The sequence below is a fragment of the Aliikangiella maris genome (genome assembly GCF_040719265.1).
Lineage (GTDB): Bacteria > Pseudomonadota > Gammaproteobacteria > Enterobacterales > Kangiellaceae > Aliikangiella > Aliikangiella maris.
On record NZ_JBFDAH010000003.1, the window covers coordinates 285,529 to 310,240 of the forward strand.

19 protein-coding genes and 4 tRNA genes are annotated in these 24,712 nt (G+C 39.5%); 5 read left to right on the plus strand and 18 right to left on the minus strand.

Translation table 11 applies throughout. The annotated features are described in order from the left end of the window. Positions 1–17: 17 nt before the first annotated feature. Positions 18–1,031: a TIGR01777 family oxidoreductase gene (locus ABVT42_RS04380; protein WP_353873924.1), complete on the minus strand. Its 1,014-nt coding sequence runs from the start codon at positions 1,029–1,031 to the stop codon at positions 18–20. A gap of 156 nt (positions 1,032–1,187) precedes the next feature. Then, positions 1,188–1,655 carry an EVE domain-containing protein gene (locus ABVT42_RS04385; protein WP_353873925.1) on the minus strand — a complete coding sequence of 156 codons (468 nt, stop codon included), beginning with the start codon at positions 1,653–1,655 and terminating at the stop codon, positions 1,188–1,190. 144 nt (positions 1,656–1,799) lie between these two features. On the opposite strand from ABVT42_RS04385, the gene ABVT42_RS04390 reads away from it, so the two are divergent. After that, positions 1,800–3,356, plus strand: a complete 1,557-nt coding sequence (locus ABVT42_RS04390) for a DUF3300 domain-containing protein (protein WP_353873926.1) — start codon at positions 1,800–1,802, stop codon at positions 3,354–3,356. A 105-nt stretch (positions 3,357–3,461) separates the two neighbouring features. On the opposite strand, the gene ABVT42_RS04395 is transcribed toward ABVT42_RS04390, so the two are convergent. Beyond that, positions 3,462–3,584: a pentapeptide repeat-containing protein gene (locus ABVT42_RS04395; protein ID WP_353873927.1), complete on the minus strand. Its 123-nt coding sequence runs from the start codon at positions 3,582–3,584 to the stop codon at positions 3,462–3,464. 513 nt (positions 3,585–4,097) lie between these two features. Between ABVT42_RS04395 and ABVT42_RS04400 the strand changes: the two genes are divergently transcribed. Continuing rightward, positions 4,098–5,015, plus strand: a complete 918-nt coding sequence (locus tag ABVT42_RS04400) for an adenylate/guanylate cyclase domain-containing protein (RefSeq protein WP_417281472.1) — start codon at positions 4,098–4,100, stop codon at positions 5,013–5,015. A 377-nt stretch (positions 5,016–5,392) separates the two neighbouring features. On the opposite strand, the gene ABVT42_RS04405 is transcribed toward ABVT42_RS04400, so the two are convergent. From ABVT42_RS04405 to uvrY, 7 genes are all read right to left on the minus strand, one after another. Beyond that, positions 5,393–5,468 (minus strand) — tRNA-Gly (locus ABVT42_RS04405). Between the two features lie 94 nt (positions 5,469–5,562). Continuing rightward, positions 5,563–5,649: transfer RNA gene (locus ABVT42_RS04410), tRNA-Leu, on the minus strand. Between the two features lie 19 nt (positions 5,650–5,668). Continuing rightward, positions 5,669–5,742, minus strand: a tRNA-Cys gene (locus tag ABVT42_RS04415). Between the two features lie 168 nt (positions 5,743–5,910). After that, positions 5,911–5,986, minus strand: a tRNA-Gly gene (locus ABVT42_RS04420). Positions 5,987–6,089: 103 nt separating this feature from the next. Then, positions 6,090–6,695, minus strand: coding sequence for a CDP-diacylglycerol--glycerol-3-phosphate 3-phosphatidyltransferase (gene pgsA, locus ABVT42_RS04425; protein ID WP_353873928.1), 606 nt, complete (start codon positions 6,693–6,695; stop codon positions 6,090–6,092). 155 nt (positions 6,696–6,850) lie between these two features. Beyond that, the gene (uvrC, locus tag ABVT42_RS04430) at positions 6,851–8,677 is read right to left on the minus strand and encodes an excinuclease ABC subunit UvrC (RefSeq protein ID WP_353873929.1); all 1,827 of its coding nucleotides are present in this window, start codon (positions 8,675–8,677) and stop codon (positions 6,851–6,853) included. Between the two features lie 170 nt (positions 8,678–8,847). Continuing rightward, positions 8,848–9,492, minus strand: a complete 645-nt coding sequence (gene uvrY / locus ABVT42_RS04435) for a UvrY/SirA/GacA family response regulator transcription factor (protein WP_353873930.1) — start codon at positions 9,490–9,492, stop codon at positions 8,848–8,850. A gap of 198 nt (positions 9,493–9,690) precedes the next feature. Here uvrY and ABVT42_RS04440 point away from each other — a divergent pair, with 198 nt between their 5' ends. Then, complete coding sequence (locus ABVT42_RS04440; RefSeq protein WP_353873931.1) at positions 9,691–10,428, plus strand: YciK family oxidoreductase; 738 nt, start codon at positions 9,691–9,693, stop codon at positions 10,426–10,428. Positions 10,429–10,867: 439 nt separating this feature from the next. Further along, positions 10,868–11,755 (plus strand): GGDEF domain-containing protein, encoded by an 888-nt coding sequence (locus ABVT42_RS04445; protein ID WP_353873932.1) that lies wholly within the window; start codon positions 10,868–10,870, stop codon positions 11,753–11,755. Between the two features lie 52 nt (positions 11,756–11,807). Here the strand turns inward: ABVT42_RS04445 and fadJ are convergent, their stop codons facing one another. The 4 genes from fadJ to proB form a co-directional block, all read right to left on the minus strand. Beyond that, positions 11,808–14,018, minus strand: coding sequence for a fatty acid oxidation complex subunit alpha FadJ (gene fadJ, locus ABVT42_RS04450; protein ID WP_353873933.1), 2,211 nt, complete (start codon positions 14,016–14,018; stop codon positions 11,808–11,810). After that, positions 14,018–15,403, minus strand: coding sequence for an acetyl-CoA C-acyltransferase FadI (gene fadI, locus ABVT42_RS04455; protein WP_353873934.1), 1,386 nt, complete (start codon positions 15,401–15,403; stop codon positions 14,018–14,020). The genes fadJ and fadI overlap by 1 nt, the downstream gene beginning before the upstream one ends. A 421-nt stretch (positions 15,404–15,824) precedes the next feature. Continuing rightward, positions 15,825–17,084 (minus strand): glutamate-5-semialdehyde dehydrogenase, encoded by a 1,260-nt coding sequence (locus ABVT42_RS04460; protein ID WP_353873935.1) that lies wholly within the window; start codon positions 17,082–17,084, stop codon positions 15,825–15,827. 12 nt (positions 17,085–17,096) lie between these two features. After that, positions 17,097–17,900 (minus strand): glutamate 5-kinase, encoded by an 804-nt coding sequence (gene proB / locus ABVT42_RS04465; RefSeq protein ID WP_353873936.1) that lies wholly within the window; start codon positions 17,898–17,900, stop codon positions 17,097–17,099. Between the two features lie 467 nt (positions 17,901–18,367). On the opposite strand from proB, the gene ABVT42_RS04470 reads away from it, so the two are divergent. Beyond that, the gene (locus ABVT42_RS04470) at positions 18,368–18,790 is read left to right on the plus strand and encodes an Hsp20/alpha crystallin family protein (protein ID WP_353873937.1); all 423 of its coding nucleotides are present in this window, start codon (positions 18,368–18,370) and stop codon (positions 18,788–18,790) included. Between the two features lie 156 nt (positions 18,791–18,946). On the opposite strand, the gene ABVT42_RS04475 is transcribed toward ABVT42_RS04470, so the two are convergent. From ABVT42_RS04475 to ABVT42_RS04490, 4 genes are all read right to left on the minus strand, one after another. Next, positions 18,947–19,405 carry a potassium channel family protein gene (locus ABVT42_RS04475; RefSeq protein ID WP_353873938.1) on the minus strand — a complete coding sequence of 153 codons (459 nt, stop codon included), beginning with the start codon at positions 19,403–19,405 and terminating at the stop codon, positions 18,947–18,949. A 281-nt stretch (positions 19,406–19,686) separates the two neighbouring features. After that, entirely contained in the window at positions 19,687–20,406 is a 720-nt protein-coding gene (locus ABVT42_RS04480; RefSeq protein ID WP_353873939.1) for a phosphoadenylyl-sulfate reductase, read from the minus strand. Positions 20,407–20,475: 69 nt separating this feature from the next. Beyond that, a complete protein-coding gene (cysI, locus tag ABVT42_RS04485) occupies positions 20,476–22,179 on the minus strand; it encodes an assimilatory sulfite reductase (NADPH) hemoprotein subunit (protein ID WP_353873940.1) in 1,704 nt (567 codons plus the stop codon). A gap of 2 nt (positions 22,180–22,181) precedes the next feature. Then, positions 22,182–24,014, minus strand: coding sequence for an assimilatory sulfite reductase (NADPH) flavoprotein subunit (locus tag ABVT42_RS04490; RefSeq protein ID WP_353873942.1), 1,833 nt, complete (start codon positions 24,012–24,014; stop codon positions 22,182–22,184). Positions 24,015–24,712: the final 698 nt, after the last annotated feature.

Sequence of the window (24,712 nt, forward strand, 5' to 3'; positions counted from 1 at the left end):
AAGTTGACGGCTGATGATTAGCAATCAATCAGAATATCACCTAAAGCAGATTTCAGTTGCGAAAATTTAAATTCAAACCCCAAAGATTCCAGTCGGGCAGGTATTACCCGCTGCCCTTTAATGAGCAAACGCGCTCGCTCACCCATAGTCAACTCAAATAAGCCTTCAGGTACTCGAAAAAGACACCAACGCTTAAGTTGCTCACAGAGCAATTGAGTAAATTCTCGATTAGTCACAGGTTGAGGCGCGGTCAGATTAAATTCGCCGTGACACTGTCTGGACTCATTGTGAATCAAAAATACGATTGCACGTACCATATCTTGAATATGTATCCATGATAAATACTGGTTTCCGTCGCCCAAGACGGTCGCTAACCCAAGCTTAAATGGCGTAAGTAAACGAGGCATAAAACCACCCCGCGGACTTAACACAATGCCGGTTCGAACAACACAAACTCTCACATTCAAACTTTCAGCAACCATGGCTGCTCTCTCCCAAGCATCACACAATTCATGCGTAAATTCGTGGTGCGGAGGACAGGTTTCATCAAGAATTCTGTCTTCACCATCGCCATACCAACCAACGGCAGAGCCACTAATTAAGACTTCAGGTAGATTTTCACGGGTTTGCATCCATTCCACCAGGGTTTTAGTAAAATCAACGCGGCTACGCCAAATATTATGCTTTTGCTGTTCACTCCAGTGTCGATCAACGATTGGCTCACCCGCCAGATTAATCACCCAGTTAATTGATTGCAACGCAGGAATTTCGGAAAGAGATTCAATTAAGTAAATCGTCACTGAGTCATTGAATAAAGTTAATGTACTTGAATCGGCCGAATGAATTATTTTGACCGTGCACTTAACCTGTTTCACCACATCATTTGAATTAAATTGCTGTTGTGCCTTTTTAACATGACGAGTTAAAACAAATACAGTGCCCCCTAAAGCAATAAAATATTCAATCAGAGACTCACCTATCAGCCCTGTTCCGCCTGTTATAAGTATTTGTTTCTTGGCTACTCTATTCATCAATCGCTCGCCCAGACCACGCTTTAGTAATCAGTATATTCATCAATATTTGATTCCTCTAGTAAAAAATGATTATGAGTGCTGGTCTGATGTTTATTAAAGTTGGCCGCTAACATAAATTATATGCCATTCATAGAATGCCGAGTATTGGCTATTTTATGACTTTCTTTGTGCCAGTTGGCAGATTAATTTCCATTCATTATCTTTAACAGGTTGAACAGATAAGCGTCCTTGTTTAAGTAACACCATATTCGCCAACTCAGGATTAGATTTAATCTCCGGCAAAGACACAATTGCCGAAAACTTCTTGACAAACCTCAGATCGAAGCGAAACCACTTAGGTTTTTCAGGCGATGATTTTGCATCAAAATATACACTCTCTGGATCAAACTGGTCGGGGTCTACATAAGCTTCACTGACCACTTTTCCAATACCAGCCACCCCAACATTTTTACAGCTACTATGATAAATTAACGCCAAATCATCAGTTTTAATTTGGTCTCGGATGATATTTCGCGCCTGATAATTTCGTATACCATTCCAAGGCTCAGCCAGCTTTCCAAGAGCGGCTAAATCATCAATTCCAAAAACATCAGGCTCAGTTTTTAATAACCAATAGTTCACATTTACGACCTTTTCATATAATGGATGCTTACTCAATATTGCAACTAGTGTAATTTATTTATCAGATTGATTCATGTTAGATTCAGTTTACATGGGTTTTAATTGTTAGCACGATCCACTAAAACAGCAAAAGAGAGCTCAAGTATGCCTAAATTCTACTTGATACTGATTAGCCTGATTATTGGGCTTTATTTGCCTAGCAGTATGGCTGAAGATGACGATGAGCAGCCGACCGATGGCCAACTAGCACAAATTCTAGCCCCTGTCGCTTTATATCCAGATAGTGTATTGACCCATATTTTAATTGCCTCAACTTACCCACTTGAAGTTATCGAAGCCAATCGATGGCAGCAGCAACATAGCAATGTATCGCCTGGCGATGCGCTGGATATGGTTGAAAACAAGAACTGGGATCCGAGTGTTAAAGCGCTGATTCCCTTTCCTAAAATATTACAAAAACTCAGTGAAGAGTTAAGCTGGACACAGTCACTTGGCGATGCTTTTTTACAAAATGAAGAGCGAGTACTACAGGTAATCCAAACCCTGCGACATCAAGCAGATCAAGCTGGTAGTCTTCAAAAAATGGAGCATATGGAAGTTGCGCGCGAAGACGATAAAATTATCATTCAACCTATTAAGCGAGAAGTCGTCTATCTCCCTTACTATGATTCACGTATAGTTTATGGGCATTGGTACTGGGATCACTATCCTCCTGTTCATTGGACCTGGCATCATCATCACAATCACCATTTTAGCCATCATCACCCTTTTTATTGGCAGCCTCGCGTTCATATCTCATTTAATTACTTTCATAGTGCATTTCATTGGCATAACCATCACGTCATTGTGGTTGATCGGCACCATTATCATGCCAAACGTTACCGCCATCGTCGTCACATCATCGATGATTATCGAGGACGTCATTGGCGGCATAATCCGGTACATCGGCGCGGCGTCGCTTACCGCAGCGAACATTTACGAAAACAATATCGTAGTAGTCGCCCGAGTAGAGAGCACACTCAAGTTATTCGCCGAAATGAACGCAAGGTCGTCCATGCAAGTCGACAAAACCACCGATCAAGCAATGAACGAGCGACAATACAGCGAGATAACCAAAATCGTTCGGTGCAACGGGAGCGCACTAACCGCTTGACCAGTGAACGTGCTAACAACTCATCTCGTCGTGCCGAACGTCAGACTGGTAGCTCTAACGCTACAAGTCTGAATTCAAGTGGACAATCACGCTCGGAAAGATTGCGTCAACAACTAACCAGTGCTCGGGAACGCACAACCAAACAAAACCAAGCAACAACTCAACATCAAAATACGCGTCGTGAGCGAGCCAATACAAACAATAATACAAACCGTGCGACAAATAATAGTCAGCGAAGTAACCGGACCTATCGCGAAGACTTAACAACGCGCCGAGTACAATCAGATAAATCCAAGAAAAGTCACGCAACAAATCGTCAACAGGTTAACCGTAGTGAGCATAACCAGCGGAATACTCAAGCCAGTCAACAGCAAAATGCTCAGTCATCGCATCGAGCTGAACGACGCTCAAATCAACAAAATCAATCCAGATCTCGAGAACAAATCAGATCGGAGCGAAACACAAATCAGCGACAAAATACACGCAGCGAACACCGCAGCAGCCAACAGCGATCACATAATTCAGAGAGACAAACTCAACATCACTAGCAAGATCGCCAAGTTATTGATACTTGTATTACATCAACCGCAAGCAAGTCAGTTATTCAATTGACTTGCTTGCGGTTTTAATATTTTTTTGTCAGATTGTTCACTTTAGATAATACAATTGAAAGGTGCCAGATTGACTTTACTGAAATTGACTTTGCTGAAATTGACTTTACTGAAGTTGACTTTATTGATATTTACTTTACTAAAATCTGCTTGACTAAAATTCACATAACTGACAAATACTTTACGAACGATTAGCGGATTGACTCAACTTAAATCTACTCAACTGTCTTTGGTTTAACATCAAATTATTTTAATATTTAGCTTTTATTCTTGTTACTTCTAGTTTTCATATTTGGCTTTCAATTATCGGTTTTAATATCTTGAGCATGAAAGCTTTCTGATTTAACCGTTATCTTTTTGCGCAAAATTCAACGCTAACTAACGCTTTAGGTTAACAGTGGTTAAGTTAAACGTCTTGCTTTATTCACAGGAAAAAACTGAACAAATTTTACTTTTGATGCACAAAACTGCCAACTTTCATCTAAACTGAAATTAAGCCAATGAATCTTTGTCAGCTCATATGGAACACACACGAAAAAGCAATTAGTTGAAAAAATAAAGCGCTTACTGTTACAACAAGTATCAGAACGCAATATCTCAGACTTTCAATTAGACAAACAACTTCACACAATTATTGATTCTGTCATTAATCAAAGTCAGCCTACGGAATCCAGAGAGTTGACCGTGCTACTTTCTGATTTGCGCGGCTTCACGGCGATAGCAGAAAAATTTTCCCCTCTTCAGGTTATTAACTTGCTGAATCGTTATTTTTCCCAAATGAGCCGAATTATCGTGCAATATGGTGGCACTATCGATAAATTTATGGGTGACTCTATCATGGCACTATTTGGTGCCCCACGCTCAACAACACATGACTTAGCCAATGCGATTGCCTGTGCAATCGAGATGCAGATTGCGATGACAGAAATCAATCGCTCAAATAGTCAAGAAGGTTTACCAACACTCTATATGGGAATTGGTATTAATACCGGTGTGGTTTTAATGGGAAATTTAGGCTCTGAACTCCATCGAGAATATACTGTTATTGGTGATCAAGTTAATCTGGCTTCTCGTGTCGAAGCTCATTGTCTACGTGGACAAATTCTCTTGAGTGAAAATACTTTTCAAGCGGCTCAATCTTTTGTAAAAATTGGGCGAGTCAACAGTGTAAAAGTCAAAGGTAAAATTCGCGCAGTCAATATGTATGAACTGCTGGCAACTTCTCAACCGGTTGCATTAGAAGTTCCAATTCAAGACTTCAGAAAAAGCCCCCGGATAATGATTGATGCGCCTTTGGCTTTTAAACGAGTCTCTAACAAAGTTGTCGAAGAAAAAGAATATACGGGTCGAATAATTGATATCAGTTACGGTGGGCTCTTTGCCACAGTGCCGACCAAACTGAATCCTTTAGACGAAATAAAAATTCAACTCTCCATGTCAATAATGGGACGTGATTCTACAGATATTTACGCACGGGTAATTACGGTAAATACTTTTGAAAATCAATATGAATGTAAATTTGAATTTACCGCTATCGATGATGAAGCACAGGCGGTTATCAAAGACTTTGTTGACCATCAAATAGAAAGATTATGATACGAAAAATTTTCGGCTCAGATATTCAACAATTAAGTGGTAAGAGTCAAATTTCTGTCAAATAAAACTGCTATTATATAAGTGTTGCGCTAATAGAGAGCAAAGGCAGAGAGAGCAAAGGCAGAGAGAGCAAAGGCAGAAAATCCTTCATTGCAAATAAAAGCAACTGAACTAGTTAAAATAATCAGTTAAAAGAATAAAAAATAAATAAAGAGAAATGGGTAGTTGATTGAGCTAAGTTTAATTAATTTGAAATTGAATTAATCTTAACTTAATTATTTTGGGAGTTAATTAATCTAAGACTTATTAATTTGGGACTTGATTAAATTAGAATATATTTAGATCAGGATATGTTTAAATCAAGGTATATTTTAAATTGGAGCGGGAAACGAGATTCGAACTCGCGACCCCAACCTTGGCAAGGTTGTGCTCTACCAGCTGAGCTATTCCCGCGTATTTGCTAGACAAGGAAAGTCTAACATAGAAAGTCTTAATCTTAACACCAGATTAATCAATCTAACAGTGTTATTTTCCACCATCTACAGCATGGTGCCCGGGGCCGGAGTCGAACCGGCACGGTGTTGCCACCGAGGGATTTTAAGTCCCTTGCGTCTACCAATTTCGCCACCCGGGCTATGAGTAGCTATAAATTATGGAGGCTGGGGTCGGAATCGAACCGGCGTACACGGAGTTGCAGTCCGCTGCATAACCACTCTGCCACCCAGCCAAATCTTGGCTTTTTAGTTCCTTTAAAATAGTTACTCCATTAAACTAGTCTTACTTGCTATTGTTTTTGCTTTAAAATTTATTTCTTCAAAGCAGAATCCAAAGCTAAAAACCCAGTGCTCCATTGTATACTTTGAATATTAAAAGTATATTGCCGAGCCTAATTATTTGGAGCGGGAAACGAGATTCGAACTCGCGACCCCAACCTTGGCAAGGTTGTGCTCTACCAGCTGAGCTATTCCCGCTTCAAGTGGGGAGGCATTTTACAGCAAGAAAAATGTCTGTCAAGCATGATTATCGCTACAAGCTTAACTTTTTTATCGATCACGCAAACCGCTGATTTTATAATCAATTGTCACCAGAATTCGACTGATTATTAAGCTCTGAAGAAGCCAGTAATGGCCAGGTGGCTTTCAAATAGATATACATGGACCATAAAGTCAGCGCTACTGCCACATATAAAAGTATGTAACCCCAAATATAAAGCCAAGAATGTTCCATTATTGTTTTTATTTCGGCTTCATTTCCGGCTAACAATAAAAAGAAAATTGCGGAAAGTTGCATTAAGGTTTTAATTTTAGCCACAAAAACGACTTTTACAGCAGAGCGTTCGCCATATTCAGCCATCCATTCACGAAGTGCCGAAACAGTAATTTCACGACTAATAATGACTAATGCCGGTGCGGCAATCCAAATCGTTGCATGCTGTTCTACTAATAAAACCAGCGACGCCGCTACCATTAACTTATCAGCAACTGGGTCTAGAAACTCACCTAAAGACGATTGCATGTTGTAACGTCTGGCAACCCAACCATCAAACCAATCTGTCCAGCCAACAATTGCAAAAATAATTGCCGCCGTAGTTTGCCCCCAACTAACTGGTAAATAAAAGAAAAATACCAGTAAAGGAATGCAGAGAATTCGAAATGACGTTAATAAATTGGCAATATTCATGATATATTAGTGGCAGAAACCTGTGGTAACCATTTTAGCATTGAGCATCAATATGTCACCTGTTAATCATTTGATTTGTTGATTTAATTGAATGGTGCATACAAAAATTTATCATTAAGTTTTCACATTAAAGATAAATAAAATGACATTCGCATTTAATCATGCAGTTGATCATAAATCAATTGCGCTAAATTTTGACTAATACCTTCAACTTGTTTTAAATCGCTGACACCCGCTCTTTTGACTTCCTGCAATCCACCAAAGTGCTGAATAATCGCTCGTCGTCGCTTTGCACCGACGCCAGGAATTCCCTCTAAAAAAGAAGTTTTTCTAACTTTTTCACGCTTTCCGCGATGCCCGGTAATTGCAAATCGATGAGCTTCATCTCGGATTGCCTGAATTAAATGTAAAGCCAAAGAGTCTTCTTCCAATCGCCTAGCTATCGCTTCGGAGGGAAAAAAGATTTGCTCCATACCAACTTTTCGATCACTGCCTTTAGCGACACTAATGAGTGTTACCTGGTCTAATTCAAGATCATCTAATACTTTTTGTGCTTGATTTAATTGACCTTTTCCACCGTCAATTATTAATAAGTCAGGTAATTTGGCTTCTTCTTTAACCAATCGATTAAATCGTCTGCGCACGGCTTGCTCAATGGCTGCGTAGTCATCGCCACCGGTAACTTCTTTTATATTAAATCGCCGGTAATCTGATTTTTTCGCCTGTCCTTGTTCAAATACTACACACGAGGCAACCGTCTGTTCACCTTGAAAGTGGCTGATGTCAAAGCATTCCATACGCATTGGTAATTTATCTAAATTCAGCTCATCCATTAAACATTGTAAACGCTTTTGAGTGTGACTTTTACTGGCTAACCTTGCGGCAATCATTTCTTGTAAATTTCGATTAGCCATATCTAACCAGGCAGCCCGACTGGTCTTTACGTAGTGGGCAATTCTCACCTTTCCGGCTCTTAACTCGCCAATGGTACGCGCTAATGAAGCAGGCTCTTCAATATCTGTATTGATTACAATTTCGCTGGGTAATTCATTTTGAGAAGCGGTATAATAGTGACCAAGAAAAGATTCCATCAATTCTGTTAAGCTCGTATCCAGTGGCACCTTTGGAAAAAAATTACGACTCCCCTGCACCAATCCATTGCGTATATGCAAAATAAATATTGCTGCCACTTTTTCTTTAATACCGGCCGCAACAATATCGATATCTGACTCTCGTCCTTGAACTGCCTGCTTTTCAAGAACTCGACGAAGTTGAATTATCTGGTCACGAATTTGCGCCGCTTTTTCAAACTCAAGTTGCTGTGAAGCAGTCTCCATACGCTCGGTTAAGGCTTGAATAACTGAGTCATTTTTACCTTGATAAAATAATCGAACCAGCTGCACATCTTTTTGATAATCTGCTGCACTGATCTTATTCACACAAGAGCCACTACAACGTTTAATCTGATATTGTAGACAGGGACGAGATCGATAGTTAAAAACACTATTTTCACATTGTCTGATTTGAAACAACTTTTGCATCAGAGAAATACTATATCGAGCAGCAGCGGAACCAGTAAATGGTCCAAAGTAATCACCTTTTTGCGTCTGTTTGCCTCGATGGATGCTTAATCGTGGAAATTCTTCGGCTGATAAAAAAATATAAGGATAACTTTTATCATCTCTAAATATCACGTTATATCTTGGACGATATTTTTTTATAAACTGATTTTCTAAAATTAAAGCTTCATTTTCACTTTCAGTCACCACGATTTGAATATCATGGATCTGCGAAACCATCACTTTAGTTTTTGGTGGATGATCCTGTTTTTGAAAATAGGATGATACTCTCTTTTTGAGATTTTTTGCTTTACCCACATAGATAATTTCCCCAGCCTGATTAATCATTTGATAAATGCCAGGGAGCTTGGTGAGATTCTTTAAAAACAGGTTTGCATCAAATGTTGATTGTGAAATGGTCAATTAGCCTTATTATCTTAGCATGTTTATTGATTAAAATTTGGGCAAATCATAAAAAGACGACTCCATGTCTTTTAGTTCAGTGTTGCTGTCATTCACTGTTGATATCATTCGCTGTCGGCGCTGCTCAATTCGCTGTCAGCGCTACTCACTGTCGCCAAAGCCAAAAAGTGTTATAACTTTTCGGACTCAATCACTCCATGACGTATTGCCATGTGAGTTAATTCAACATCATTCTCAATTTTAAGCTTTTCGAATAAACGATAGCGATAGCTATTAACAGTTTTGGGACTTAAAAACAATTGCTCAGAAATCTCCTGAACTTTTTGTCCGCGAGTAATCATTAGCATTACCTGCATTTCCCGATCTGAAAGATCATCAAACGGACTGCCCTCATCAGGATTTACCGACTTTAACGCCATTTGCTGCGCGATCTCAGGTGCAAGGTAGCGTTTACCACTAGCAACTTGCTTAATCGCAATGGTCATTTCTTCGATACCCGTGCCCTTAGTAATATATCCAGCAGCACCTGCTTGCATAAATCGTGTTGGATAAGGTTCATCACCATGCACAGTAACCGCTATCACTTTGACATCCGGATCAAAACGAATTAATCGCCGAGTGGCTTCCAACCCGCCTATGCCAGGCATATTGGCATCCATCAAAATAACCTCAGGACGAAGTTCACGCGCTTTGGTCACTGCTTCTTCACCACTGGAAGCTTCTCCAACAACTGTAATTTTGTCATCATCAGAGAGAAGTCGGCTAATACCGCTTCTGATTAATTCGTGGTCATCTACAATCAATACTTTAATCATCTGCCCTCCCATTATTCAAATGCCTCATCCCTAAAATCATTCAGGAAGCTTATCACTTTGGATAAGTTGTGAAAATACGAAAAGTGACTTACCTTTCACTTCACTTTAAAATTAGTCAATATAAATCAAAATTACTACGCTTAAACAAGACAACACTGTTAAAATTCAGTGAAATTCAACTTACAACAGGATTCCTCTATGCGTGATTATAAAGCGCCAGAACATTTGCTCAAAGAAAAAGTTATTTTAGTCACTGGTGCTAGTGACGGAATAGGCAAAGCGGCAGCCAAAAATTACGCAAAATTAGGTGCAACGGTTATTTTGCATGGTCGTAATACCAGCAAATTGGAAAGTGTTTACGACGAAATTGTTGATGCAGGATACCCACAACCGGCAATTATTCCGTTAAATTTAATCAATGCCTCTGCAGAGCAGTGTAAAAGTCTGGCCGAAACCATTCAACAAGAACTCGGTCAACTCGATGGTATTTTACACAATGCCGGTATGCTAGGTGAACTTTCACCCATTGAATTTACTCCCAGCGAATCATGGCATCAGATAATGCAAGTCAATATTAACGCCGTTTATTTATTAACTCATGCCTGCCTGCCATTGTTAAGACAATCGCCCAATGCCTCGTTAATAATGACTAGTTCTAGTGTTGGCCGTAAAGGACGCGCATTTTGGGGCGCTTATGCTGTTTCAAAATTTGCTGTCGAAGGGTTTGTACAAATTTTAGCTGACGAACTGGATGGTTCAAATATTCGTGTCAATGCGATTAATCCAGGCGCTACCCGAACTCAAATGCGCGCCAAGGCCTATCCCGCCGAAGATAGATACCGCTTAGTTACCCCTGAAGAGATCATGCCAATCTATGAATATTTAATGGGAGACGATAGTCTATCAATCAATGGACAATCTTTTGATGCACAATAATCGTTCAATCCAGGTGTTTGCAAAATACTTAAATGAGCAAAACACCTGAGTTAACAAAAAATAAAATCTAACTAAGCATCTAAGTAAATTTGTCATTATGCAACTGAGTCAGTGACTGTATGATTACACCTACGCTTAACACGCACAAAACACTACTTTAGGCACTGCAGCTCACCAGCAACAACCTATAATCATACCCAACGGATGATCATACGGCAGATTGTTGCCAACTAATCGACAGAATTTCGACTCCTTACTGTCATCTCAAAAGATTTTTGTTGAATATTGTGAATATAATTCGTCAATTTTTCATCACTTATGTCATAATCTCTACTATTGCTCATCTAAGCTATTGTAATTTATAAATATAATATTTATGGCATAAATTTTGCTGAGTTGAATGGAAAATAGACTCAATCTGTTGTTATTTGAGGAAAACATGAAAAGTCCTAACACAGCTAAAGTAATTGGTATCGAAGGCTACCGTTTTTCTGAACAGACTTCTGAACGTTTAGAAATTGCGAATTTAGCGATAAAATTACAACAAACCTTAGAAATTGCGCCACTACTGCAAAGCTTCTGTGCCGAAACTGCAGCAATTATTCCTTGTGACTCCGTGCGTTTTGCCAATAAATCACGCGATTTATTTTTTCAAACTGGTGAAGAGCAGCTCCATCGATGCCGCTATCGACTGGCACTCGAGGAAGATGATTTAGGTGAAATTGAATGTACTCGCCAGCAGCCCTTCACTATAAAAGAAACCCAAGCCATTGAGAATTTATTAAGTCTGTTAATTTATCCGCTACGCAACGCACTACTGTATCAAAAAGCAGTAGCAGAGGCACATCGCGATCCACTGACACAAATTGCAAACCGGGCAGCATTTAATGAAGCACTTAATCGAGAAATTTGTGCATTTAATCGACACCACACCGAATTTTCAATTATGGTCATTGACATCGATTATTTTAAACAAATTAATGATACTTATGGTCATCTGGTGGGTGATCAGGTTTTAAAAGAAGTGGCGACTACAATTCGCAATACGATTCGACGTTCAGATGAAGTGTTCCGTTATGGTGGCGAAGAATTTGTTGTTATTTTATCTAATACAAATATTGCTGGCGCAAGATTTATTGGTGAACGTGTCAGACGAGAACTTAAACAGCTGGCTTTTAAAAATTACGAGCAGTTGCAAGTTACAGCTTCAATTGGTATCGCAGCCAGCAACACATTGGTCGATGCCGACAAAACGTTACACCATGCCGATAAAGCTTTGTATGAAGCAAAAAATACCGGCCGTGATAAGGTCGCTGTGTATGCTTAACAGCGACCAACCAGCATAAAAATATTCAAGACTACAGTATCAATCAACTCATTTAATAAAAAGTTTCATTATTTTCAGCCATTTTCACCAATTGCTCTGCCGGCTTAAAGCGATCCCCAAGGCAATTTTGTAACAACCTTAGTTGTTCAACAATTTTTCCTGCTCCCTGAGAGTCAACATATCGGAATGGTCCGCCCAGAAATGGCGGAAACCCTAATCCAAAAATTGCACCAATATCTCCATCACGCGGACTATTAATGATGTTTTCTTGTAAACAATAAACAGCCTCGTTAACCATTTGTAGTAAACAACGTTGCGCAATTTCCTGTTCATCAATCGAGTGATTTAATCGATTAACATTAATGCCGAGCAAAGGATAAACACTAGAATCAACTTGTTTGTTTGATTGTCTGCTCACCCATTTCAAAATCGGCGAAGTGGATTGATACTGATAAAAGCCCCGATTATTCTTTTTACCTTTGCGATTATCATCAATTAGTTTGCTGAAAACTTCAGGGGGCGCAAAGCGTTGGCCAAGCTTTTCGACTAATATCGGCGCTATTTTACTTCCAACATCAATCCCAACTTCATCGAGTAATGTCAACGGTCCAACAGGAAACCCAGCATTCTGTAACGCATTATCAATTTGATCGATAGCAACACCATCGACCAGCAGATATCCAGCTTCATTAATAAATGGCGCTAATATTCGACTGGTATAAAATCCGGCGCCATCATTGACAACAATTACCGTTTTACCTTGTGCCTTCCCTAATGCAACACAGGTCGCAATCACTTGTGGCGAAGTCTTTTCAGTGACGACAATTTCGAGTAAAGGCATTTTTTCAACTGGCGAAAAGTAATGCATACCGATAACTCGTTCTGGATGCTTACTTGCGCTGGCAATATCCGCAATTGGAATTGAGGACGTATTGGTAGCAAAAATAACTTCCGAGTGACATTCTTTTTCTATTTCACATACCATTTGCTGCTTTAAATTTAAATCTTCAAACACAGCTTCAATCACTAAATCGACTGTTTTAAAACCACGATACTGTGTTGTACCACTTAACCGTGCAAACCGTCGACTTGCTTCACTGATTGTTATATGCTTTCGTTTAACCCGCTGTCGATAAATATTCCAGCAGTATTTCAACGCATGATTAATGCCAGCTTCACTGGTATCTTTTAAACGTACTCGGTTAAACGCTTTTTCAATTGACACATACGCAACTCCAGCGCCCATTAAGCCACCGCCTAAAACACCAAGTCGCTCGACTTTTGTGGGCACTATACCTTCCGGTGCGCCCGTTTCTTTTTTAAGTGCTGTTGTTGCAAAAAAGATATTGATTAATTGTTTAGCTTCTTTAGACACCACAAGCTGACCAAATAATTCAGCTTCAAGCGCCAGTCCTGCTGCAAATCCTTTTTCTAACCCTTGTTTGACAGAACGAATAATTTTGTCAGGTGCAGGATAATTACCACGAGTTTTTTGCTCAGCATTTTGTAAGGCTTTATTAAAAATCAAATCGCGACCATACTGATGCGACTCTAATATCAATTGTTGCCATTTTGCTTGATTGAGCCAACCTTTTTTAGCAAAATTATTCTCTAACTCACTCGCTTTGCGTCTTACTTTTCCCATGTGCATTTGCGCACAACGCACTGCAGCTTGTTTTAAGTGTGTGAGCGGAACGACTTCATCGACTAACCCCACTTTTTTAGCCTGCCGGGCAACTAACTGTTTGCCGGTTAACATCAGTGTTAAAGCTTGAGCAATTCCGATTAACCTGGGTAAACGTTGCGTTCCACCACTCCCCGGTAGCAGTCCCAATTGCACTTCTGGTAGTCCCAATCGCGTTGATTTTTCGTCGGTTGCAATGCGATGGCTACATGCCAGCGCCAATTCAAGTCCACCACCTAAACAAGCCCCATTTATTGCCGCAACTACGGGCATTTTGAGATTTTCTAATCGATTGAAAATTTGCTGACCTTGTTGTGCCAACTCACTTGCCTGCTCTGCGGTTTGAATTTGCTTTAGCATTGAAATATCGGCACCTGATATAAAGTTATCCGGCTTGCCGCTCATCACAATCAACGCGCTTATCGCATTGTGGTTTTCAATTTCATCCAAAATTTGATTAAACGCATCAACAAAAGATGCCTTTAGCGTATTTTGTGAATCGCCCTGTACATCGATAGTTACCCAGCCTATCTGGTTTTCTACCGTAAAATGAAACACTGACTGCTCAATATTTTTCATTATTCCGTCTCCAAAACCATTGCAGCCCCTAAACCACCGGCAGCACAAGCAGTGACTAAAGCAGTGCCACCTCCGCGGCGTTGTAACTCATTTAGCGTTTGTGTAATCATTCTGCCGCCAGTTGCTGCAAATGGATGTCCATAAGCCAATGACCCGCCCAGTACATTGAATTTATCCCAATCAATTTCGCCAATCGGTTGAGAACGATTTAAATTTTCGCGAGCAAAACTTTCACTGGCAAAAGCATTCACATTACATAATGCCTGTGCGGCGAAAGCTTCATGCATATCGATCAAGGTCAAATCCGAAAGCTGCATTCCCGCTTTGTCTAGCGCAATGGGCGCTGCATAGGCAGGCCCCATCAGCATATTTTTTTCAACACCTAAAGCGGCAAAACCATAACTGCGAATATAACCAAGTGGCTCATATCCTAGTGTTTTGGCTTTTTGCTCACTCATCAATAAAAGAGCACTGGCACCATCAGTTAGTCCGGTGCTGTTGGCTGCCGTTAAGGTACCAAATTGTTTATCAAATGCCGGTTGCAGTTTACTATATGCAGCCAGCTTTGATTCAAAACGAACATTATTATCAATCGACAAAGTTTCTTTAAATGGCTCGACATAAGCCGTCATGACTTCGTTAGCCAGCCAGCCCTTACTCCAGGCTTGAGATGCCAACTCATGGGAGCGATGTGCAAATTCATCTTGCCGTTCACGGGTAATACCAAAGTCGCGTGCCATTTGCTCGGCGCTATCGCCCATCCTCAGTCCAGTTGAGTATTCTTTTACCGACGGAGGTACCGGTAACAGATACCGTGCTTTCACCTGACTTAAAATTTTCGCACGCTGTTTCATCGTTTTAGCTTTGGTTAATGCCATTAAAATTGATGCCAGTTTCTTGTGGATCCCTATCGGTACAACAGACGAACTGTCTGCTCCACCAGCGATGCCAACACTAATTGAACCCGCCATAATTGACTCAGCAATAGTAGCGGTTGTCTGAAATCCTGTGGCACAGGCTTTCGATAGGCTAAACGCATCGGTTGTCACCGGCAATCCCGCAGCCAGCACAATTTCTCGCGCTATATTTGGTGCATCAGGTTGAATCAGTGCTTGCCCAAAAACGACACGCTCAATCAGTATTGGGTCAATATCTGCCTGCGCAATCAATTCGCTGACGACCATTTGACCCAGTTCAATACCACTGGTGTTTTTAAAAAAAGTTAACTGTTTAGCAAAAGGCGTACGCAATCCTGCAACAATCGCAACACGTTTGTAACTTCCCTTAATAGATGGTGCTGTCGTTATTACAGGCGATTGCGAATTGGGCTGTTGCTCGGTTGAACTTGGTGCTTGAGAATCATTGTTGTCTTGTTTTTGCGTCATAGCGATTATTAACCGGTTAATGTTTAGCCATTGTGCTCACGTTTAAACTAAATTATGTGGAATTTAATTGACAAAGTAAAATCGGGTTGTTTAACAGTATAATCGGCGAATAAGTCAAAACAGGTTTATTTGACCTGTTTATATGTTAAATAAATCCGAATATATTAAATAAATCCGATTTAACCACTTATCTTATTGTCTATTTGATATCGATTAGTTGTCTATTTATTAATACTTTCTTATTAGTGCTTTCTTATTGAAACTTTCAGATCGATTAAATAGTGAAGATAAGTGGCCAACCTCATCGGACCACGATAATAGAAAAGCTTACACACAAACGATAAATAGAACAAGTCCATGCTTTCACAAAAAGTCAGTATGAATGATTAATACAACCAAAACACCACTGAATTATACTGAATCAGCGAATTTGCCCTTCACCTTCAACCACAAATTTTTGTGATGTCAATGATTCTAGTCCCATTGGCCCGTAAGCATGAATTTTAGAGGTTGAAATTCCAATTTCAGCACCTAAACCCAACTCTCCACCATCAGAAAATCGCGAAGAAGCATTAACCATAACCACCGATGCATCGACTTCATTAATAAATCGCTCGGCATTATCTTGCGATTGTGTTGCGATGACTTCGGTATGACCAGAACCATATTGATCGATAAACTCAACCGCTTCATCAAACGAATCAACAGTCACAATAGAAATCTCCAATGCTAAAAATTCTTTGGCAAATAAATCACCATCAGCAGCCTCAATTTCTGGTAGCAGTTGTCGAGTTTTAGAGCATCCATATAATTTGACCCCTTTTGCTTGCAAAGCGCTGGCGGCTTCGGGCAAAAATGCAGAAGCGATATGCTGATGAACAATTAACCCTTCCAGTGCATTGCACACGCCAGGGCGCTGCGTTTTACCATTAATCAATAAATCCAGAGCCAGAGGCAAGTCAGCCGATTCATCAACATATAAATGACAAACGCCCTTATAATGCTTAATTACAGGGATATGGCTATTGGCGACCACATGTCTGATGAGTCCTTCGCCACCCCGAGGAATGACAACATCTATAAGCTCATCCAGCTTGAGTAATTCATTCATTAACTGGCGATCAGTCGATGCGAGTACGGTGATTCCAGCAGGATGAAAACCATTGTCAGTGAGTGCTTTTTGCCAGCAGGTAGCAATGGCTTGATTGGAATGAAAAGCTTCTTTGCCGCCACGTAAAATAATCCCATTACCACTTTTTAAAGCCAACGCAGCCGCTTCAACAGTAACATTGGGGCGTGATTCATAAATCATTAAAATAACCCCTAGCGGAATTCTCTTTTTACGCACTTTTATACCATTTGGCCTTTTTGTCATAGGCAAGACTTCCGATAACGGATCAGGCAATTCGGCCACTTCAGCCAAGGCTTTTTGCATTTGCTCAATGCCTGTTAAATTAATGGTTAACCGATCGATCATCGCTGCAGACAAGCCGTCTTTTTCCGCCTGTTCAACATCACGCTCATTGGCCGCGAGTATAGTGGCTTTATTTTCTATTAATGCTTTTACCATTGAGAACAAAATTGCATTTTTTTGTGTCGGGTTGGCTAATGCGATTGCTTTTGCTGCTTTACGAGTTTGCTCACATTGTTGTTTAATCGCCGTTAAGTCTTGAGTATTCATTATAATTTTCTCCTAATTCAGCATGCTATTCATTCGGCTAGACGCAGCAAAAAATAGTGTGCCTGTTTGCCGCGTTTGCTTGAGCTGTTCAAAAGTTGCCGCTTTTCTACCATTAACAATTAACGTATTAATGCCTGCTTGCATCGCCGTATCTGCTGCCTGAATTTTAGTTTTCATACCTCCGGTTGCAATCGGGTTTGTGGTTATTCCAGCACTTTGCAAAATTGAATCATCAATCGTTTCAACCACTTCGATTAATTGCGCATCGGCATGAAGCTGTGGATTTTTGTTGTATAATCCATCGACATCGCTACAAATAATCAGCAGGTCAGCATCGCACATAACAGCGACCTGTGCCGCCAGATTATCATTATCACCAACCACTAATTCATCAATCACCACAGAATCATTTTCATTGATAATTGGGATTGCCTGCATCTGTAATAACGTATTGAGCGTATTTTTTGCATTCGCTACACGCTTACTACTTTCCAAATCAGAACGCGTCAATAAAATTTGTGCGCATTGATTATCAAATAATTTTTGCCAATGTTGCATTAAATAAGATTGGCCCACTGCAGCGAGAGCCTGCTTTTGCGGAATAGAGACCTGCTGAGCCAAATCAAATTTCATTAGCCCTGCCCCTGCGGCAACACTCCCCGATGAAACCAGTACCACCTCTTTACCATGTTGCACAGAATGTTGAATAAACTCAGCTAATGCCAACAGATAACGAATACTACAACCATTTCCCTCTGGCGCGATTAACGCACTCCCCACCTTGATCACGGCACGCTGCCAGTCAATCATTTGCATTTTTACACTCACTTTGTTTTCAGATTTGAGTTATTACCTGAACCTGGATTAGCCCGCGGTTCACAGATAATTAATTAAACTTTTTTAAAACGATAAATAAAAAAATAGATTAACTAACCCACAAGGGGAGTTGGGATATAAGGAGAGAATTTAAAATTAAAAGATTTTGAGAACATGATCTTATTTATTTAAGGGAATCACTGTTTATCCTACAGAATATTCGACGAATATCAACCATTATTTAACCAATTGCTTATAAGAAAAAGCCATATATTAACCGATTATTTACGCCAACTTAGCACAGTTCTGTTGAATATTTAAATTAATAAGCATATTTCGTACCTTCGATCTACTGTTCTTTTTGACCTTAGTCAATACGCATTTGCTCAATTTATTTACAATTACATCGTGGTAGTCAAGTTATTCCACCCTTCATAGATTCATTTAAAAAACTAGGAGACAAGATCATGAGTTTAGTTAGATGGAATCCTTTTAGAGAATTTGACAGTTTTTTTTCACCTTCCACTCGATTAATGAGTAACTTTCAAGACTCTGCTATCGAATCAAGTTGGAAACCGCTCGTTGATGTCACTGAAGATGCCAGTGAATATCTCATTAAAGTTGAATTACCAGAAGTCAAAAAAGAAGATATCAAAGTGGCGATTAACAACAATTATCTCACTTTATCGGGTGAGCGAAAATTTGAAAAAGAAGATAAAAAGCTTCACACCATTGAGCGATTTTATGGCCATTTTGAGCGCACCTTTAATCTGCCTGAAAACGTCTGCGAAGCAGATATTCACGCAGAATTCAAAGATGGTCTATTACAATTACATTTGAAAAAATCAGAGTTACCAAAAAACAGTCAACGCCACATTAACATTCAATAAAACCTAGCAGCATTGGCTTTTAGTTGAAACTAATGTGTCGTTTAAAAAACTAAAAGTTGTTGTCACGTTTGTGAGGAACGCTGAGGTATAAGCTAAAGCGGTAACCGATACTCACCAAAACATTGAAGCTGCCGGGTCGACTAACCGGCAGTTTATTTAATTTTCTTTCCAATAACTTTTCATTTCATAATATAAAAATGAAGCAGTCCAGGTGACTAACACTAGTCCAGTTAATGATTCTATCCCCGTCAAATATCGAATTTCACCAACCGGTTGTATATCGCCAAACCCCAAGGTTGTGTAAGTTGTGAAGGAAAAATAAGCACAATCCATGAGCGAACCGCTAGAGTTTCCAACTAAATTTCCCCACCCGCTAATATGAATCATCACATAATAAGCTAAAGCAAATACCCACACCTCAACTATATGCGCAAATAGTGCACCAAAAACACCGATCACAATTTTAAAATTATGTTTTACTCTCAATCGTGGTAATTGATGCGTCAATTGATGCAAGATTTCATAGTGAATCAAGACGACAATAGCGATAATCAGGCTGTTAACAATAAAGACACCAAGCATTAAAGGTGACACCAAAATAGTTTTGAGTGACACACAGGTTATCTTGTTAAATGCGAAATAGCAACGCTACTGACTATTGTAGCAATAATAATCTATTGGTCGATAAGAAAAGAACGAATAACAACAACTCATATCAGAATATTCAATAAAACTCGAGTTACTCCACTAAAGAACTGACGATGAACATTGATTGGATAAAATTTAGTTTTCAGAAATTTAGTCAAAGTGGCAACTCGCATTTGGCAATTGATATAAGACTTAGTTGTCAAATGCGAGCAGTAATTATTTTAGTAACAATCGTTTTGTGGAAGTCGTTACAAGCTTGAAAAATTATCTTCGTGTAAACCACATTCACGCTTTACACCACCAAACCTTGTTTCTTCTTCGCTCATTCCCAAACTTAGTGGGACAGTGCTATGAGTATCACCAATCGAAACATAACCTTTTTCCCACAAAGGATGATAAGGCAAATCATTCGCTTTTAAATACTGATAAACGGTTCGATTATTCCAGTCAATTAATGGATGAACTTTAATTCTGCCACGAATTTTTTGAATAACTGGCAAGTTTTGTCGACTATTGGATTGGCTACGCATCAATCCAGCAAACCAAGTCAATACATTTAATTCTTCCAGTCCACGCTCCATCGGTTCGACTTTATTCATCTGATTGTAACGGGTTAAACCATCAACACCTTTTTCCCAGAGTTTGCCATAACGAGCTTCTTGCCAGACGCTTGAAACTTTAGCGCGATAAACTTTTAAATTTAATTGTAATCGGCTGGTCAATTCATCGACAAATTGATAGGTTTCAGGAAAGAGATATCCCGTATCGGTTAATATCACCGGAATATCTTTTTTCAATTGCGTCACCATATGCAGACTGACCGCCGACTGAACCCCAAAGCTTGAAGAAAGAGCAAACTCACCAGGCAAATTTTCTAACGCCCACTCAATTCGCTCTTGTGCTGTTTTGGGTTCAAGAATTTCATTCGCTTCTTGTATTTTTCTTTCATTCCAAACCGAATCTAACACGGTCATCTCCTACATTAATTTGTCATGTTGACAAGATGAACTTGTCAACAGAGTTAAAAGTCAACGTATTTACTGATGAAAGTCCAAACCATTAACAACTGCTTTGACGTAATTGGCTCTAATTACATAGTCGCCAAAGCTCTCATTACTTTCACGCTGCTTAGCATAGTTTTCTAATATTGATTCAAGCGCTTCAAGAATTTGTGGCTCACCAATATTTTCTCGATAAAGTTTATTTAAACGACTCCCCACGGGATTACCACCTAAATATAAATTGTATTTACCAGGTGCCTTACCAACCAGTCCTACTTCGGCCAAAAATGGTCGAGCACAGCCATTAGGACACCCCGTCATGCGCACATTAATCGGTTGTGTCTGCAATGAATACTTATCCATCAAAGCTTCGAGTTTGTCTAAAAATGTCGGCAAATACCTTTCAGCTTCTGCCATTGCCAACGAGCAAGTTGGAAATGCTACACAAGCAAGTGAGTTCAATCTTGTTGGCGACTCTTTATCACCAATACTAATATTGTATTGTTGAACAAGTGCAGCAACTTTGTCTTTAACTTCAGGCTGAATGTTACTGATAATTAAATTTTGATTTGGGGAAATTCTAAATTCTCCAGAATGAATTTTTGCGATTTCCAAAAGCCCGGTAAATAGTTTCGCCTCATCATTATCAATAATTCGGCCACTGTGAATATAGAGTGTTAAGTGCCAGTTTCCATTTTCGTCTTGCATCCAACCATAACGATCGCCGTTATGAGTAAACTCATAAGGTTTTGCTGGAGCCAACTCAAATCCGAGGTATTCATTTAAAATCGATTTAAATTGTTCGATTCCTAAACGATCGATTGTGTATTTTAAACGAGCAAGCTTTCTCACTTCTCGATTACCATAATCGCGCTGAACTTTAACTACATTCTCAGAAACTTGCAGTACTTGGTCTAGGGTACAAAAACCAATTACATCAGCAACACGTGGATAAGTTGTCTCGTCACCATGAGAGCTTCCCATACCGCCGCCTGTAGCAACATTAAACCCAATCAGTTCATCATTTTCGACAATAGCAATAAAGCCTAAATCATTGGCAAATATATCCACATCATTATAAGGCGGTACTGCAATTGCTGTTTTAAATTTTCGTGGCAAATAAGTTTGCCCATAAATAGGCTCTTGAGTTGATTCAACTTTTTCGCCATCTAGCCAGATCTCATGATAGGCTTTAGTTTTAGGTAATAAGTGCTCGCTGATTTTTTTTGCCCACTCGTAAACCTCGGCATGAATTTTTGAAGTTTGTGGTAACGGATTACCCATAACGTTACGATTCACATCGCCACAAGCCGCGATAGTATCGAGCATTGTTTGATTGATTCCAGCAATCGTTGTTTTTAAATTTCGCTTAAAAACACCATGCCATTGAAATGCTTGACGCGTTGTTAGTCGTAAGCTGCCATTTGAATATTGTGTCGCAAGTTCTGCCAATTGAATATACTGCTCAGCGCTTGCAACTCCGCCAGGTACACGTGCCCGAATCATAAATGAATACAATGGCTCGAGTTTTTGTTTTCTGCGCTCGTTTCTCAAATCACGATCGTCTTGCTGATAAATCCCATGAAACTTAATCAACATTAAATCATCATCAGCAACCGAACCCGTAATCGGATCTTGTAAACTCGGTGTTATTGTGCCGCGTAAATAGTTACTTTCAACTTTAATTCTTTCAACATCCGAATGAATCGTCGGATCGTATTGAGTCTGCTTAATAGTCATAATCAGTATACATCTCTTTGGTAACGTTTATCTTTTCTTAGCTGACTCAGGTAAGCTTCAGCATCTTCCTGATTCAAACCACCTTCAGATTGAATAATCTGGATTAGTGCATTGTTCACATCTTTGGCCATTCTGTTCATGTCACCACAAACATAAAGATAAGCGCCCTGCTCATTAATCCATTGCCAGACTTGTGCTGCACTTTCTAACAGACGATCTTGCACATAGATTTTCTCCGCTTGGTCTCGAGAAAAAGCGACACTTAATTGATTAAGCAGACCATCTTTTAAATAAGCCTGTAGTTCAACTTGATATAAAAAATCAGTATTGAAATTTGGATTGCCAAAGAATAACCAGTTTGCACCATTGGCCTCGGTCTCTTGACGTTCTTGCAGAAAAGCACGGAATGGTGCAATACCAGTGCCTGGGCCAATCATAATTACTGGTTTATCTGCCACAGGTAATTTGAAGTTTTTGTTTTTATCAATGTAAACCAACACTTCATCATCTGCTGCCAATGATTCAAGCAAATAGTAACTAGCCGTACCAAAGCGAGTTCCTTGCTCATTTTCAGATTCTTCCAGACCAACCGTGATATGAACTTCTTCAGGATTCGCCTGTAAGCTTGATGAAATTGAATACAAACGCGGTTTAATTGGTTTTAATAAATCAACTAACTGTTGTGCTGAAATTTGTGCTGGCGCAGCCAACACCACATCGATAACTTGATGGTTTTTGATATATTCTGAAAATTCACTTTCTGCAATTTTATTTAACTCGTCACTTTTTGCGAGTATGGCATATTCACGAATAAAATCTTTGGTCAATAACGAAACTTCCAGATTCTCTGTCAGTGCGCTAAGCAGTGTTTTTTCGCCACTCTTAACCGTTACATTTTCTTCACCGGACAGTTTTAATGTCGCTAAAATTTCTTGCACAGTTTGTAAATTATTTTTTGGCCAGATTCCTAAAGAGTCGCCCGGCTCATAAACAATACCAGAATCTTCTAAAGAAATTTCAATGTGATTAATATGTTTTACCGAATCACGTCCGGTAATTTTTTGATTATCTAAAATAGTTGCAGTAAATGGATTGTCACGGGTGTACTGACTGGTTACTAGATTATCAGTGGCGCTTCCCGTCTGTCCAACTGCCGTACTATTAGCCGTATTATTAACAGTCGTTAATTTCTCAAGCGCTTCTACAACCTGTTTAATCCAGTTTTGCGACGGCTCGGCATAATCTAAATCGCAATCAACGCGCTCAACCAAAGCTTTGGAACCCAGCTTAGTCAATGCCTGATCAAAATCTTTGCCGGTTTGACAGAAAAATTCATAACTTGAATCTCCCAGACTTAACACAGCATGTTGCACGTCAGCTAACTTTGGCGCACGCTTACTTCGAATAAACTCATGGAAGTCAATTGCATCATCAGGTGGTTCACCCTCACCATGCGTTGATGCGACCACCAAAATCACTTGTTGCTCTTTAAGTTTGTTCGCTTTGAAGTCAGCCGTTGAAACCAATTCAGCGTCAATGCCTTTTTGCGAAAGTGCTTGATGGAGATTTTCAGCAATAGACTGCGCATTACCGGTTTGTGATCCATAAAGCACAACCGTTTTAAGCGCAACTGGCTGTGCAACGGATGCCTCCAACTGCGCTTGCAACAATTGATTAGTTTGCGACAATTGAGGCGTATTATGTCGAGCATCGGCAATCCCCGAGCAATAGCCACTTAGCCAATAAAGCGCTTTAGTATCAAAACCTTGCACTTTCTCTAATAGCTCATTGCTTAAATGCTGAGCGTTTTGAGGAAAATCTACTTTTTGGTTCACGTTACTTAGTCAATTAGTGAGAATTGAGCAAGAGTTTGTACTTGTCACTCACTTTATGCCACTAATCAACAGCTATTCGGCAATAACCAATGGTAATTTTCTTTATTCAATTGAATCCGGAAAAAATTAAATTTTTAAAATTCAAAATGTTAGCTTTAACACAGATATAAAATAGAGCTAGTCAAGTGGCATTAAAGCTTTATGACAAAGATGGTTTAGTCACTTATTATGACATTCTTTACACTCCTCCCCAGTAACAAAACGAGAGAACTCAAGGCGCACCCTACTTAATACCGATATAAAATATTAGGCATTTCAAATAGTGGGGATTTCAAATAGTAAGGATTTCTCTTGACTTAAAAAGAACAGTGATAATAGAGAAAGGCAATATGAATTAGTAAGAGCATCCATGCTAACCTTTTAGATAGGGCCTCCGGCAAACATTCGACACATTAAAGTAATTTTCCGAGTCTGTAATTAAGATTTTTCTCAATTTTATGTGAGATATTGTCCATTCTGTGATCTATACCAGTAAAAATTAATTCAATTCCAGTTTAAATTACGGTGCGGCAAAAAATACCTGATTTTGTGTGATTTCCCACATTAATGTCGAACCATTCAATCCTTTTCAGCCAAATTAACATCATCACTCAATTCTTCTTTATAACGTGAATTCGGGAAACTTAATTTTTCTGTAG

Bases quoted from the DNA above. Each gene is read 5' to 3' on its own strand.
- proB (WP_353873936.1), bottom strand. From the start codon at position 17,900: ATGCAAATGATTGACTGGCAGCGTGCCGTGATCAAGGTGGGGAGTGCG.
- ABVT42_RS04445 (WP_353873932.1), top strand. From the start codon at position 10,868: ATGAAAAGTCCTAACACAGCTAAAGTAATTGGTATCGAAGGCTACCGT.
- ABVT42_RS04470 (WP_353873937.1), top strand. From the start codon at position 18,368: ATGAGTTTAGTTAGATGGAATCCTTTTAGAGAATTTGACAGTTTTTTT.
- ABVT42_RS04390 (WP_353873926.1), top strand. From the start codon at position 1,800: ATGCCTAAATTCTACTTGATACTGATTAGCCTGATTATTGGGCTTTAT.
- pgsA (WP_353873928.1), bottom strand. From the start codon at position 6,695: ATGAATATTGCCAATTTATTAACGTCATTTCGAATTCTCTGCATTCCT.
- ABVT42_RS04460 (WP_353873935.1), bottom strand. From the start codon at position 17,084: ATGAATACTCAAGACTTAACGGCGATTAAACAACAATGTGAGCAAACT.
- ABVT42_RS04440 (WP_353873931.1), top strand. From the start codon at position 9,691: ATGCGTGATTATAAAGCGCCAGAACATTTGCTCAAAGAAAAAGTTATT.
- uvrY (WP_353873930.1), bottom strand. From the start codon at position 9,492: ATGATTAAAGTATTGATTGTAGATGACCACGAATTAATCAGAAGCGGT.
- cysI (WP_353873940.1), bottom strand. From the start codon at position 22,179: ATGACTATTAAGCAGACTCAATACGATCCGACGATTCATTCGGATGTT.
- ABVT42_RS04380 (WP_353873924.1), bottom strand. From the start codon at position 1,031: ATGAATAGAGTAGCCAAGAAACAAATACTTATAACAGGCGGAACAGGG.
- fadI (WP_353873934.1), bottom strand. From the start codon at position 15,403: ATGACGCAAAAACAAGACAACAATGATTCTCAAGCACCAAGTTCAACC.
- fadJ (WP_353873933.1), bottom strand. From the start codon at position 14,018: ATGAAAAATATTGAGCAGTCAGTGTTTCATTTTACGGTAGAAAACCAG.